The organism is Veillonella magna (genome assembly GCF_959600285.1).
GTDB classification, from domain to species: domain Bacteria; phylum Bacillota; class Negativicutes; order Veillonellales; family Veillonellaceae; genus Veillonella_A; species Veillonella_A magna.
Map to the genome: position 1 here is coordinate 42,136 of NZ_CAUGKU010000005.1, position 13,692 is coordinate 55,827.

Annotated in this window: 10 protein-coding genes and 1 pseudogene; 4 read left to right on the forward strand and 7 right to left on the reverse strand. The window is 44.8% G+C overall.

Going from position 1 to position 13,692, the window contains the following annotated elements; all coding sequences use genetic code 11:
* Positions 1-5: 5 nt before the first annotated feature.
* A complete protein-coding gene (locus Q5873_RS04065) occupies positions 6-953 on the reverse strand; it encodes a cation diffusion facilitator family transporter (RefSeq protein WP_028254907.1) in 948 nt (315 codons plus the stop codon).
* Between the two features lie 260 nt (positions 954-1,213).
* On the opposite strand from Q5873_RS04065, the gene hydA reads away from it, so the two are divergent.
* Positions 1,214-2,605: a dihydropyrimidinase gene (gene hydA / locus Q5873_RS04070; RefSeq protein ID WP_303059382.1), complete on the forward strand. Its 1,392-nt coding sequence runs from the start codon at positions 1,214-1,216 to the stop codon at positions 2,603-2,605.
* Positions 2,606-2,712: 107 nt separating this feature from the next.
* On the opposite strand, the gene speC is transcribed toward hydA, so the two are convergent.
* Positions 2,713-4,875 carry an ornithine decarboxylase gene (gene speC / locus Q5873_RS04075; RefSeq protein WP_303059383.1) on the reverse strand — a complete coding sequence of 721 codons (2,163 nt, stop codon included), beginning with the start codon at positions 4,873-4,875 and terminating at the stop codon, positions 2,713-2,715.
* Positions 4,876-5,146: 271 nt separating this feature from the next.
* On the opposite strand from speC, the gene Q5873_RS04080 reads away from it, so the two are divergent.
* Positions 5,147-5,953 (forward strand): MetQ/NlpA family ABC transporter substrate-binding protein, encoded by an 807-nt coding sequence (locus Q5873_RS04080; RefSeq protein WP_303059385.1) that lies wholly within the window; start codon positions 5,147-5,149, stop codon positions 5,951-5,953.
* Positions 5,954-5,989: 36 nt separating this feature from the next.
* Here the strand turns inward: Q5873_RS04080 and Q5873_RS04085 are convergent, their stop codons facing one another.
* From Q5873_RS04085 to Q5873_RS04100, 4 genes are all read right to left on the reverse strand, one after another.
* Positions 5,990-6,352, reverse strand: a complete 363-nt coding sequence (locus tag Q5873_RS04085) for a DUF488 domain-containing protein (RefSeq protein WP_303059387.1) — start codon at positions 6,350-6,352, stop codon at positions 5,990-5,992.
* A gap of 129 nt (positions 6,353-6,481) precedes the next feature.
* Entirely contained in the window at positions 6,482-7,918 is a 1,437-nt protein-coding gene (locus tag Q5873_RS04090; RefSeq protein WP_288189842.1) for an amino acid permease, read from the reverse strand.
* A gap of 55 nt (positions 7,919-7,973) precedes the next feature.
* A complete protein-coding gene (gene ilvA, locus Q5873_RS04095; RefSeq protein ID WP_288189834.1) occupies positions 7,974-9,188 on the reverse strand; it encodes a threonine ammonia-lyase in 1,215 nt (404 codons plus the stop codon).
* 61 nt (positions 9,189-9,249) lie between these two features.
* Positions 9,250-10,068: a nitroreductase family protein gene (locus Q5873_RS04100; protein WP_205087753.1), complete on the reverse strand. Its 819-nt coding sequence runs from the start codon at positions 10,066-10,068 to the stop codon at positions 9,250-9,252.
* Between the two features lie 520 nt (positions 10,069-10,588).
* On the opposite strand from Q5873_RS04100, the gene Q5873_RS04105 reads away from it, so the two are divergent.
* Together Q5873_RS04105 and Q5873_RS04110 are read left to right on the forward strand one after the other, a co-directional pair.
* Positions 10,589-11,272 (forward strand): ABC transporter ATP-binding protein, encoded by a 684-nt coding sequence (locus Q5873_RS04105; RefSeq protein ID WP_303059390.1) that lies wholly within the window; start codon positions 10,589-10,591, stop codon positions 11,270-11,272.
* Positions 11,273-11,293: 21 nt separating this feature from the next.
* Complete coding sequence (locus Q5873_RS04110; protein WP_303059392.1) at positions 11,294-12,079, forward strand: ABC transporter permease; 786 nt, start codon at positions 11,294-11,296, stop codon at positions 12,077-12,079.
* 171 nt (positions 12,080-12,250) lie between these two features.
* On the opposite strand, the pseudogene Q5873_RS04115 reads toward Q5873_RS04110, so the two are convergent.
* Positions 12,251-13,666 (reverse strand): annotated as a pseudogene (locus Q5873_RS04115) (cation:dicarboxylate symporter family transporter).
* Between the last annotated feature and the right edge of the window lie 26 nt (positions 13,667-13,692).

Sequence of the window (13,692 nt, forward strand, 5' to 3'; positions counted from 1 at the left end):
TCAAATTACTCGTCATCATCGGCTTCATCCAATAAATAATCCTTTGCCATCCAACGCTTGGTAGCCGTAAAGGTAATCGTTACCCATTTTTCTTCGGCTCGCCCACCGATAGCTTCATCAATTTCATTGCGAATCGCATCCAACTCCACTATGCGTTGATGCTCATAATTTTTGGGGATTAAAATATCGATTTCAATGATCTTTGTCTTCCCATAAGCCTGCACGCTGCTTACATAATCCTTAAAATGATAGCGCTCCATGAATTCATCCATAATCCGCTGAATCCGATTATGCAACTCCATCGGTGCCACTCCCATAATTTGTTTCATAGAAGGCACCAAAATTTTTATAGCACTGGGAAGCATTTGTATGGACAAGGCGATGAGTACCACCGGATCCACATATCGCGCATAGATGGCCCATTCCGTTTGTTCCAATCCCCATGCAAACAGAAAGCTGATAAGAATACCTGCCGAAAGCACCGCATCAATAGACCAACTGATATTGTCGAACTTCACCAAATTTGATTTTAACCGTTTATTCACGGCATGCACATAAAAATAATAGGCTGCGTCAGCTATGGTGAATACCAATGCGTAAATTACGATGGGCCCTGCCTTTACAATCGTCCCCGGACCCAATAAACTCATAATCCCCGTCATCAATGCATAGATAACGAAAAGCAATGTAAAGCCGCCTTCCACAATTAACACCAGTGGCTCAAATTGCCAATAGCCGAACTGAAAGCGTTTGCTTGTTTCACGGGATATGAGCTTAGATGTCATAATCATCATAATTTTTATGATAACTGCCATAAACGATACGATACCATCAAGAAGTACCGCAGCCGATCCGGTGAATACCCCCATCAGTGTACCACTAATAGCCACCATGAACATGAGCAAAGCCGACTGCCACAATAGTCGTTGTTCAATCACCTGCTTATCTATCATAGTATCACCCACCTCCCATATGTTCTATTGTACCACGTCAATGCAGCCAAGTAAAAATCGCTCTCAATCTTCGTTACGGCTATCCCCAAAATTCATAATGCCCCTTACCTATTTCTCTTTTATTAAAATTATTCATAGATTAACATATTATACTACTATTTATTTTCTAAACGGGCTATTATAAGAAGAGATGCCTCTTGCATTCATTCAAAACTCAGATTTCTCTACTCACTGACTACGATACCAATAAGGAGGTTCTTATGAATTTTATCATTCAAAACGGTGCGATTTGTACATCCGACCGTCATTTTATCGGTGATATTGTCGTTACCGGCGATACTATAACGGCTATTACAGCACCGCAGACAGCTCATCTCTCACATCCGGCGCATCAGATTATCGATGCTACAGGACGCTACGTCGTGCCCGGCGGCATTGATCCCCACACACATTTTGACCTACAGCAATCACCGCAGTATCGTGCTTGCGATGATTTTTATGACGGCGGAGTAGCTGCGGCTTGCGGCGGCACCACTACTATCATTGACCATATGGCCTTCGGCCCTGGCGGCTGCGATTTACATCATCAATTCAATGTATATCGACAACTGGCCGAACGTTGTCCTATTGATTACAGCTTCCACGGCGTCTTCCAACATATGTCCGAGGACATTCTTCGCGAACTGCCGTCCCTAGTGACCGAAGAAGGATTCCCTTCCTTTAAGGCTTACACGACTTACGGTTCCCCTATGTTCGACCGCGATCTTTTCCGCATACTGAAAGCAATGAAGCCCATCAATGGCTTACTCACCGTCCACGCCGAAAATGATGCCATCACCAACGAACTTCGCGACATGTTAGCACCGGATGAAATTCTACCGGCTGCTCAAGCTACCACCCGTCCCAATGAAGCCGAGTCCATTACTATCAGTACCCTACTGGGTCTTGCCAAAGCTGCCGATAATGCTCCCGTATATATTGTTCATTTATCGGCCCATGAAAGTTTGGAAGAAGTGCGCTTAGCTCGTCGTGAAGGACAACCGCATATTTACGTGGAAACGTGTCCGCAATATTTACTGTTAACGGATGATAAATTCTCGGACGGCGGTCCGATGGAAGGTATCAAATACATGTTGGCTCCACCGCTACGCAAAAAATATGATAACGATGCTCTTTGGAACGGGCTGGCCAACGGTGATATCCAGGTAGTAGCCACCGATCATTGTCCGTTTACTATCGAAGAAAAGCAAGCCAATGTAGCTGATTTCCGGCGTTGCCCGGGCGGTGTATCCGGCGTAGAAGAACGCATGCCACTTCTCTTCAGCGAAGGTGTACTCAAGGGACGATTAACACCGGAACGATTCGTTCAAGTCACGGCAACTAACGCTGCTCGCATCTTCGGTATTTCTCATAAAGGTGATATTAAAGAAGGCTATGATGCCGATCTTGTCATCATCAATCCTACCGACACGCACGAGTTCAATGCGCACACGTTACACACTACCTGCCACTACTCACCGTACGAAGGTATTACGGCCCATTGCTCCATTGAACGCGTATTCCTTCGCGGTACACTCATCGCCGAGCACAATGAATTCCGCGGCCAACGAGGCGGCGGCACGCTCCTTCATCGACGTCGCACCGAAGTGTAACTAATACGTGCGGTCTCTGTAAAAAATACGACAAGAGGGTTACTCATGTTATAATCAGGTCATTTTTAAAACCCCAGCGATACGACATGAGTAGCCCTCTTTGTTATTTATTCCTTCAACATGTAGCCGAAAGCCTTCTTCGTTCCATCTGGCTGTTCGGTAATATACACACCTTGAATCTCCGGAGCAAATCCCGGTAACCGATTAATCCCTTCTTCCAAAGCCAAAAAATATTGTTGTGCTGTTTCCGACCACCGCTCTCCCGGCTGCACGCAAATAACACCCGGCGGATACGGCAATGCCCCTTCCAAGGCGATACGTCCCAGCGCCTCGCTAAGCGGTACCAATTCACCCAGCCCGCGTACAAAATCTATATTCGCTTCTTGCGGGGACTTCACATACTCCGGTAAATAGTCTGCCAAGAACAATCGTTTTTGTAATTCGCTCACATTGCGGCTGCAATAAAAATCATGCATTTCTTGGCACAATCGACGAACGGTATAGCCTTGATATGTATCAATATGACGGTAATACACGGACGGCAATACCTCTTGCATCGGTGCATCCGCATCAATCAGCTTCTCAAAACGAACCAGCGCCGCTACCAGATTATCCATTTTCGTACGATTTTCTGCCGGTGTCAGTAGGAAAAGAATGGTATTAAGATCACACTTTTCCGGGATAATCCCGTTCTCGCGCAAATAATGAACTAAAATCGTAGCCGGTATACCGAACTCTTCATACTCACCTGTTTCTGCATGAATGCCCGGCGTAATAAGCTGAAATTTACAAGGATCTATAAAATACTGTCCCGCACCATATCCTTCGAAAGAATGCCAACGCCCATTAGGGGTAAATGCAAAATACGCTTTGTCCTCAGCCATTGCTGCTGTATTGCCATCCTGCCATGGTGCATCATGTACAACAGGAGGTATTAATGGACGCACATAACGACAATTTCGTAAAACCGATTTGCGCGCTTCGATTCCCAACTCAACACAGCGCCGCCATAACCAACGGCCTGCCTCTCCTTCATGCATTTTGGCATTTACATCGAGAGCCGCGAACAGCGGATAAAACGGTGAAGTAGATGCATGCATCATAAAGGCATTATTGACCCGTTTGTGATCCACATAACGGACTTGCCCTTTGATATGACTGTCCTTCTTGTGAATTTGCGAGGTCTGTGAAAAACCGGCTTGCTGCTTATGTACCGATTGCGTAACAAAAATGCCCGGATCATCCGGTCCTAAGGTAAGAAGTAAAGGACTGCAATCTTTCATCATCGGAATAAACTGTTCATACCCAACCCAAGCGGAATCAAAAAGAATATAGTCACAAAGATGCCCGATTTTATCAACTACCTGACGCGCATTATAAACAACGCCATCATACGTTCCCAATTGAATAACAGCTAAACGAACGGGGCGCTTGGCCTTGGCTTTTTCCGGATCCCGTTTAGCGATGAGTTCACGAATATACGCTTCCTCAAAACAACGTTCCGTAATGCCGCCGATAGATCCGAAGGGATTACGTGCCGTTTCCAAATATACCGGCATCGCCCCGGCCTGCACCAAAGCTCCGTGTGAAACAGATTTATGATTATTTCTGTCATAAAGCACGATATCACCCGGCGCCAACAACGCATTAAGCACAACCTTGTTAGCCGCTGATGTACCGTTTAATACAAAATATGTTTTATCCGCATTGAAAACCTCTGCCGCATGACGCTGTGCATCATATGCCGGTCCTTCGTGAATAAGAAGATCTCCTAAAGCTACGTCCGCATTACACAAGTCACTGCGAAATACAGTTTCTCCATAAAAATCATACAGCGCACGCCCTGCCGGGTGCTGTCTAAAAAAAGCGCCTCCTTGGTGTCCCGGACAATCAAACTGAGAATGCCCCGCCTTCACATATTGCGCTAAGGCTCTGAAAAACGGCGGCAACATCGTCGCTTCATACCGTGCAGCAGCTGCTTCTATACGATGGGCAAACAGAATTTGGTCACCGCTGTTTCCATCAATGACATGCCTAACTTTTTTAAGTAGCCTATCATCTATCGGCTCTTTTCCGATAGCCAAACAAATAACGGGAATTCCATAAGCACGTACCATATCATCATCTGCCAATGCCTCTTCTTTATCGGTAATCACCAATGCTGCTACAGCACTGTAATCTGCATTGATTGCATCAACGATACTACGCCGGCCCACCGTAGGTACGTAGGTGCGTGCCGCCTCCGTCATAGCAATATCTAATTGATTCACTGTAACCTCCTCATCGTCTCTCTTTTCCTATAGAACTCTATACACTATGTATCTTGCGATACCAACTTTCACTAAGTAGTATTTATTATAAACTACGGACTCCTTTTTCAACAATAACGAATACCTGCCATAACTTGCAATTGTCTAAATCACAGTTTTATGGTAGTCTAATAGCAACTGTTAATGACTATCACTCAAACGGGGATGTGACTAGCCTAACAACAGCTTGCGTATAGTTGAGAATCAAGAGAAAAAAGGAGAGATGATACGTATGAAATTAAAACGTTTATTGGCCCCTCTATTAATCGGTGTGTTAGCCCTAGGCATCGCCGGTTGCGGGCAAAGCAGTAACAATGACAAGGAAATTCGCATCGGTGCCACCGCCGGTCCGCACGCCGAAGTTGTAGAAGCCGTTGCCAAGGAAGCTGCTAAAGAGGGCATCAAAATTAAAGTCGTAGAATTTTCCGACTATATCACACCCAATAAAGCATTGGCCTCCGGCGATTTAGAATTAGACAGCTATCAGCACGTGCCTTTCCTGGAAAACTTTAACAAACAAAACGGCACGGATTTGGTACCGATCGGCAAGACCATCCTTATGCGCATGGGGCTATACAGTAATAAAATTCACAATCCCGCTGATATTCCGGATGGCGCTATCGTAGCTGTACCTAACGATCCTACCAACGGTGGTCGCGGCCTGGCACTGCTCGCCAAGGCTGGGCTGATTACATTGAAAGATGGCGTAGGCTTCAAGGCCACACCTGCCGATATTACATCCAATCCTAAGCATTTAGTCATCAAAGAATTGGAAGCGGCACAATTACCGCGTAGTCTTGACGATGTAACCGTTGCCGCTATTCCGATGAACTATGTAATGAGCGCCGGCATCGATGTAGCTAAGCAAGGTATCTTCTTGGAACCGAAGGATGAACCGTTAGCCGTTATGGTACTGGCTGTACGCGCTAAAGATAAGGACAATGAAACCTACAAAAAAATTGCCGCTATGTACCATTCCGATGCAGTAAAAAAATTCATTGCCGATAAGTTCCACGGCACCATCGAACCGGCAGAATAGAGACAGGTCAAAGCGCTGAATAACAAGCCTCCTTCTTTATGTTTCGGCTAACGCTGCCATCAATACCGGAATATGACTGTGCGCCACATCCTTGACTGCCGTCAGCAATGTCACCGGTCCCGACTGTAATCGTTCAGCCACAGCATGCACAAACGCGGGCCATGCTTTGTTTTGTTCTATTTCCATACGATAAGCGGCTGCAAATTGTTCATAGCTGATATCTTTATGATGATACGCCTTTCGCAATTCTGCGGAAGGCGTTATTTCTTTGCGCCAAGCGGTGATCTTAGCTTCTTCTTTTTTTATACCTCGCGGCCACAGGCGATCCACCAAAATACGGGCTCCATCCTCAGGTGTGGCTTTATCATAAATTCGTTTATAACTAAGTTGTCCTTTCATGAGATGACTCCTTTCGCAACGCAATGCAAGATGAAATATAAAGCAGGCCCTGCCACCAATTCATTTCGGTAGCATAAAGCCTGCTTTTTCTTTAGCAGCAATATCTGTATTGTATCACCGTGCTGCTTTTTATTTTGTTGTCGTTGCACCCTCTACTGATTCATGTGCTGCCCGCACTTCTTCATCATCGGTAAACTCTTCATGTACGATAGGGCGTTTGTTCATACCTTTGCCATAATACGCCAGGGTTAAGATGGCGATAAACAGCCAACCAATAATCAGTGACGCCCGCGTGTCTTCATTAATCCACATGCCCACCGTTACCAATGCTAAAAAGCCTAAACAAAAATAATTGGCGTATGGATATAACGGAGATTTAAAAGGATGTTTAGCCATTGCTTCCTTGCCCCAACGTTTGCGGAAATTCTTTTGCGCACCGGCGAGTACAAACCAGGATACCATAGCGGGAAATACACTAGCGCTGTATACATAAAGAAACAGCTTTGAGTCGGGAATTAAATAATTAAGTACTACGCCTAAACAGAGTACTGCCATAGTAAAATATATTCCGTTCCGCGGTACCCCCGATTGTGATAATTTGCCGAACGCCTTCGGTGCCTGTCCGTTACAAGCCAAGGTGTAGAGCATGCGGCCACAGCTATAGACGCCGCTGTTACAACCGGACAGTGCTGCCGTCAACACTACGAAGTTAATAATCCCCGCCGCACTGGCAATGCCTACCCGCGTAAATGTCTGCACGAAGGGACTCCCCATCATGCCCAATTCGTTCCAAGGATAAATGCAAAGAATAATAAAAATAGCGCCTACGTAAAAAATAAGAATACGCCATACAATGTTCTTAACCGCTTTCATCAATGTTTTACGCGGCTCTTGCGCTTCACCGGCTGTAATGCCTACCAATTCCACACCTTGGAAGGCAGCCGCCACTACGCACATAGCCGCTACCATTCCATCCAAGCCGTGCGGAAAAAATCCGCCATGCTCCCACAAATTGCTTAAACCGATAGGCACGCCGTCATTACCAAAACCAAACGCAATCATCATAACGCCTACTACCAGCATGAATACGATAGTAGCTACTTTAACAAAAGCAAACCAAAACTCAAACTCTCCGTAATACTTAACGGACGCAATGTTAGCCGTCACAATAATGGCCATAGCAACCAACGCGGAAATCCAATGCGGTATATCCGGAAACCAATAACTCATATAGATTCCCACCGCGGTCAGCTCCGCCAGTCCTACGGTGGCCCACATAAACCAATAACACCACGCCGTAACAAATCCGATGTACGGTGAAATATACCGATATCCATAGGATGCAAATGATCCCGGTACCGGTTCCAAATAAAGCATTTCCCCCATAATGCGCATAATCAAAAACATTACTACACCGGCTATAGCGTAGCAAATCAGCACTGACGGGCCCGCCGTCTGAATCGTACTGGCCGATCCCATAAACAAGCCGACACCGATTGTTCCGCCTAGTGCAATCATTTCCACGTGACGCGGCTTTAATTTTCGCTCCAACTTTTTCTCTTCCATCATCAATTCTCCTTATCGCTTGCACATTGCCCGCTCACAGACAATGTATCCCCAATTATCTGAGCACTGCCGGGAATCCGTTGGCACGCAACGTTTTTAATAATCCCTGCACATGTTCTTCATTCATCGTCTCCAGTTCCAGCGCCACATGAACATAGCCCACTTCAATATCGCGCTGGCTGCGATCATGGAAAATACTCAGGATATTAGCATTACTGTCGGACACCAATTTCGTCAACGATGCCAACACATACGGACGGTCTTCCACAACGACATCAAAATATGCCCGGCGCCATGACTGTACCAATCCATTATTAATAATGCGATCAATAATATTTACATCAATGTTACCACCACTTACCAAAGCAACTACATTTTTGCCTTCGATACCTGTAATCTTATGATTCATCAAGGCTGCTACCGGACATGCCCCGGCGCCTTCCGCAGCCGTCTTTACACGTTCCAACAAAAAAAGGATAGCCCCGGCAATCTCACTTTCATCAACTGTCACAATGTCATCTACATATTTTTTTACCAGCTCAAAGGTAACATCACCCGGTGTGCTCACCGTAATTCCATCGGCTAAGCTTTTATGCGAAGGCACTGTTGTTAATTTGTCGCCTTCTACGGACACCTTCATAGATGGCATGCCTGCCGTCTGTACACCGACGATACGGATAGACGGTTTAAGGGCCTTCGCCGCTACAGCGATACCGGAAATTAAACCACCTCCACCGATAGGCACGACAATAACATCGGTTTCCGGTACATCTTCCAAAATTTCTAAGGCAATAGTTCCCTGTCCGGCAATAACCAATGGATCATTGAAAGGATGACAGAAGGTCAGTCCTTTTTCTTTTTCCAATTCGCAGGCTTTGTCATATGCATCGCTGTAAAAGTCTCCGGCTAAAACAACATCCGCACCATAGCTACGAGTGGCATCAATTTTAGACAATGGCGCATTCGATGGCATACAAATAGTGGCCTTTACGCCGTACTCGCTGGCTGCCAATGCCACGCCCTGCGCGTGATTACCGGCAGATGAGGCCACGATGCCGCGTACTTTTTCTGCTTCACTAAGAGAAGCTACCTTATTATATGCACCGCGTAGTTTGAAAGATCCTGTACGCTGTAAATTTTCCATCTTTAAAAATACATTGCAATGACTGCAAGTACTAACAGCGGTAGACTGCATAATTGCCGTGTGCTGCGCCACACCATTCAACCGTTCTTTGGCAGCTCTCACCATATCCAATGTTACTGTATCCATAGATACCTCCTTTGGCCGGTCGGCCTTTTACCTAACGGGAATATCCCTCTTTCTTCCGCCCTCATAACACATCTTCATCAAAGGACACATCCAACGGGCGACGTTCCACAAGATTACGATATTTATATTTAGGGTAGCCCACCATGATGGCACCTGCCACTTTTTGTCCATCCGGAATATCTAACAAATCCAGTAGCTCTTCCCAGCCGTACTGAGCACAGTATTCTACAAACCCTGACCAGCAACTGCCTAATCCAAGCGTCGGCGCAAACAGCTCTGCATAAGATAAGCAGAAATGTCCGCTGTCACGACCGCGATCAAACATTTTTTCCGACGTCACTGCCAATATCAATGTAGGAGCATCATGCAAAATAAAATCCTGCCCCCGTTTTACGCACATATCTGCACCGCGTGCATATAAACGCATACGTGCATTTTTCTTCCCCATCATGTGCATCCAATTCAATACGGCTACGCTGATTTTTTTCAGTGTTTCTTTATTCTGTATTACTCGAAATGAAATGCCCTGGCTATTGGTAGCCGTCGGTGCCATTCGTGCTACATTAAGCAAACGCACTAAATCTTCACGAGGTACCGGCATATCCTTATACACGCGGATAGATCGGCGACGCCGTAAAAACAATTCCGCTTCATCCGGCGACAAAGTTGTCTGATTGGGTAGAACCGGCTGCTCAGCACGCGGCGTCATATCATAATCCAAAGCCATCGTCGGGCATACGGCCACGCAATGACCACATTTAAGGCATCCTCCTCTGTCCGGTTGCGGTCCATTTTCCGTCATCACCAATAATCCCGTCGGGCACTCCGCCACACATATACCGCATCGAGTACAGACTTCTGTATTCACTGTAAAATTCATACGTTACGACCTCCGTCATGGCGACTCTACTTTGATTATACACTATTCGCAAACAATTCATGTCTTTTCTACATGAATATATTCTATAGTTCGCAAAATTCAAGCTATGCAATAAGAATCACCGTTTCACATAAAAAGCACACCACCATAATTCCTTGTGATGCGCTTTTCTGTCTATTATAAACAAACATTCTTCCTATACTAATCTATCGTACCATATATTTTACGGATAGCCAATACATGTACGTTAATAAAGGTATATCATTTCCTTAAATCATGTATGCATATCTGTCGTATCACTTAACTTTCTTCTATTCTACATGTATAGCACTTTGTATATATTCCAAGAGTATCCTATTTTCTCTATCCCATTATAAACTCCTATAAATTCGCATGGACAAAACCCTTTTTAGGTTATACTATAAGAACAGTTGATTACTATGCACCGAAAGTGCATCGTGACAACTATTTGTGAGTTTTATTTATGTGTTACTCATATGTAAGGAGAAATCAAATTATTATGGAACTATTACGAACTGAGCAGCTTTCCTTCACTTCCGGGAATACCCATATCCGTTATCCCGACCTTGTGGTGGAAGCTAATAAAATGACATTTCTTTCCGGCCCCAGCGGTTGCGGCAAAAGTACGCTATTTCGTTTATTAAACGGTACACTGACCCAAACAGCCGGTCGTATTTTTTATCGTGGCACCGACACACTCACCATGGATACCTTGGAGCTACGTCGTCAAATTCTCTTAGTTAATCAACAAGCATATCTTTTTGATGGCACCGTAGAAGATAATTTCCGCATTTACAATCAATACCGTCATCAACCGGTACCGGCCAAGTCAGCCATAAAGGAATACCTTTACATCGCCTCGGCTCATTTTGATCCTACCCATGAAACCGCGCGCCTATCCGGCGGTGAACGTCAACGCGTATTCAATGCGGTAATGCTATCCTTGGGCGCTGACATCTACCTGTGGGATGAACCGAGTTCGGCTCTCGATACTATTACAGCTAATGCTTTTTTCTATCGCTTGCGCGCCTTCAATGCCGATCGCGGTATTACCTCACTGGTCATCACACATGATGATTCGCTGATTCCTACTTTTAGCGATGCCCTAATTACCTTAGATGCTCAGCGTCTTGGTAGTATATCATCGGCTACGGCTGCATCATCGACAAATCAACACGACTAATTGAGAAAGGAGTTACTTATCATGACAGAATCGCTAAGTATGCAGCTATCCGGATTTGCTTCCATCTATTTATTGCTGCTTATCGTCGGCGCTATTTTTAGAAAGTGCCATATTCAACAAACAAAATTCTTACTTCTTGCCAGCCTGCAAATGACCGTACAACTTATTATTGCCGGCTACGTACTATTATATATTTTTAAATATCCATCACCGATCTTTACCTGTACCTACCTGGCCCTAATGATTGGATTTGCCATTCATCGTGCCTTAAATAAAAATAAATGGCTCAACTATAAATTCAAATGGATTACCGTTCTTTCCATTTTATTAAGCGGTGCTTTTATCGTAGGATTTATGATGATTGCTGTTATTCAAAAAGATATTTTCACACCACAATATATTATCCCAATCAGTGGTATGCTGGTCAGCGCTATCATGAATGGTAGCACGTTAGCCCTGAAAGCCTTTCGTGAGTCCATGGACGGGCAGCGCAATCGCATCGAAGTATTGATGAACATCGGTACCCCGCCGCAAGAAATTGTTCACCCCTTCGTTAACCAAGCTATGGAAACTGCGTTATTACCTACATTGAACAACATGGTAGGCATGGGTATTGTTTCCTTGCCAGGCATGATGACCGGACAGATTCTTGCCGGTGCGTTGCCGAATGAAGCAGTACTCTATCAAATTACTATTATGATTGCAAACTCTACCGCCGTTAGCCTCGTATCCTTTGCTACTCTTTACTTTGGCTGTCGCACGTTGTGGAACGATCGCTATCAAATTACTATTCCTTCAGCTAAATAAGGAAGAGACCCTTTCTCCACTAAAAAGGAAACACTATACCTCGGCAGAAATTCTTTTATACATACACTAAAAATGTATGTACAAAACCCCGTCATATGTCCATAGAAGCTATCGCAACACATAGCTTTTTAGGACAATATAACGGGGTTTTATTATTACGCTTTTACAGGATCATGCTTCTACAGTTTCCTTCTTATCACTGTTAATTAACGCAGCATCATTATAGGCCTCCTTATCAAATGTACCCATAAGCTTATCCACGACAATAGCATTTGTCATGGAACCGCTAACATTTAACATGGTACGGCCCATATCGACAATCGGGTCAACAGCCAACACCGGAGAAATCATCCCGAAGTACGCGCCGAGTCCCGTACCGGATAAAGATACAGAAGCAGCCATCGTCGCCGTTCCCGGAATACCGGCAATACCCAAAGAACCGAGAGCAATAACGATAACACTCATTACATACATGGTCATATCCAACGGCACACCGGCTACATTAGAAATGTACACAATGCAAAGTGCCGGGAATACGCCGGCGCAACCCTGCATACCGGCCGTAGTACCAAAGCTGGCTACCGTATTTGCTGTCGCCGGATTTACACCAAGCTTACCGGTCAACGCACTTACCGTAGCCGGCAAAACCCCCATACTGGAGCGAGATGTAAAGGCTAACAGCAATACAGCTTTTGCTTTACGGAAATACATAATCGGGCTCACACCAAACATCATTAGCAGTAGGGACTGAACTACGAGCATAATAGCTACCCCCACATAAATTAAGATGATGAACAGCCCCATATCGGCAATGGCCTGGAATCCTTTTTGTGCCAATGTAGATGCTAACAAAGCCAATACACCGTATGGCATAAGACCGATAACAAAATCAGCTACCCACGAAATAACGAGATGCAATTCATTAAAAAGCTTGGTTACCATAGCCAGGCTATCTGTACCGGTTTGTTTAATCAATCGTGCCACACCACCGACAATAACACCGAAAACAACAACAGCGATAACATTTGTCGTAGCCATAGCATTCACCGGATTATTTGGAATTAATGCACGCAACGTATCTACAACCGGTTTAACTTCACGCATTTTAGAAGCACCGGCTTCTGCATTCATCCCGGCTCCAAGATGTGTAACAGATCCCAATACAAGACCGACAATCGCAGCGATAGCAACCATAATCAAGGCAACTGCCGCCGTAGAAGATACCAGCTTTTTAAGATTAGCGCCTTGGCTCATGTTCAAAATAACATGCACGATAGAAATAAATACCAAAGGAATAACCAACATGCGAATCAAATCAATAAATCCGCCACCGATGAGTGAAAACCACTTTGTGCTTTCCTTAATGTATACAACTTTCATCGGATCATTCGGGAATCCAGCGATAATCTGTACGGCAAATCCCAACACGGCCCCTAAAATCGTACCGGTAATAACCAATGTTCCAAAAGATGTCTTTTGCCGCTACAAATAAAATACAAATCCCAGCAAAATTAGAAACAGAATCAAAATGCCAATAGTCATCGGACTACTAATCATCAGAAACTGTTGAAAAAATGGTATATCCATACCTTTCACCTCGTATCAATAAATTC

Coding starts and splice junctions, on each gene's coding strand:
- Q5873_RS04100 (WP_205087753.1), bottom strand. CDS start 10,068: ATGAATTTTACAGTGAATACAGAAGTCTGTACTCGATGCGGTATATGT.
- Q5873_RS04065 (WP_028254907.1), bottom strand. CDS start 953: ATGATAGATAAGCAGGTGATTGAACAACGACTATTGTGGCAGTCGGCT.
- Q5873_RS04090 (WP_288189842.1), bottom strand. CDS start 7,918: ATGGAAGAGAAAAAGTTGGAGCGAAAATTAAAGCCGCGTCACGTGGAA.
- ilvA (WP_288189834.1), bottom strand. CDS start 9,188: ATGGATACAGTAACATTGGATATGGTGAGAGCTGCCAAAGAACGGTTG.
- Q5873_RS04080 (WP_303059385.1), top strand. CDS start 5,147: ATGAAATTAAAACGTTTATTGGCCCCTCTATTAATCGGTGTGTTAGCC.
- hydA (WP_303059382.1), top strand. CDS start 1,214: ATGAATTTTATCATTCAAAACGGTGCGATTTGTACATCCGACCGTCAT.
- Q5873_RS04110 (WP_303059392.1), top strand. CDS start 11,294: ATGACAGAATCGCTAAGTATGCAGCTATCCGGATTTGCTTCCATCTAT.
- Q5873_RS04085 (WP_303059387.1), bottom strand. CDS start 6,352: ATGAAAGGACAACTTAGTTATAAACGAATTTATGATAAAGCCACACCT.
- Q5873_RS04105 (WP_303059390.1), top strand. CDS start 10,589: ATGGAACTATTACGAACTGAGCAGCTTTCCTTCACTTCCGGGAATACC.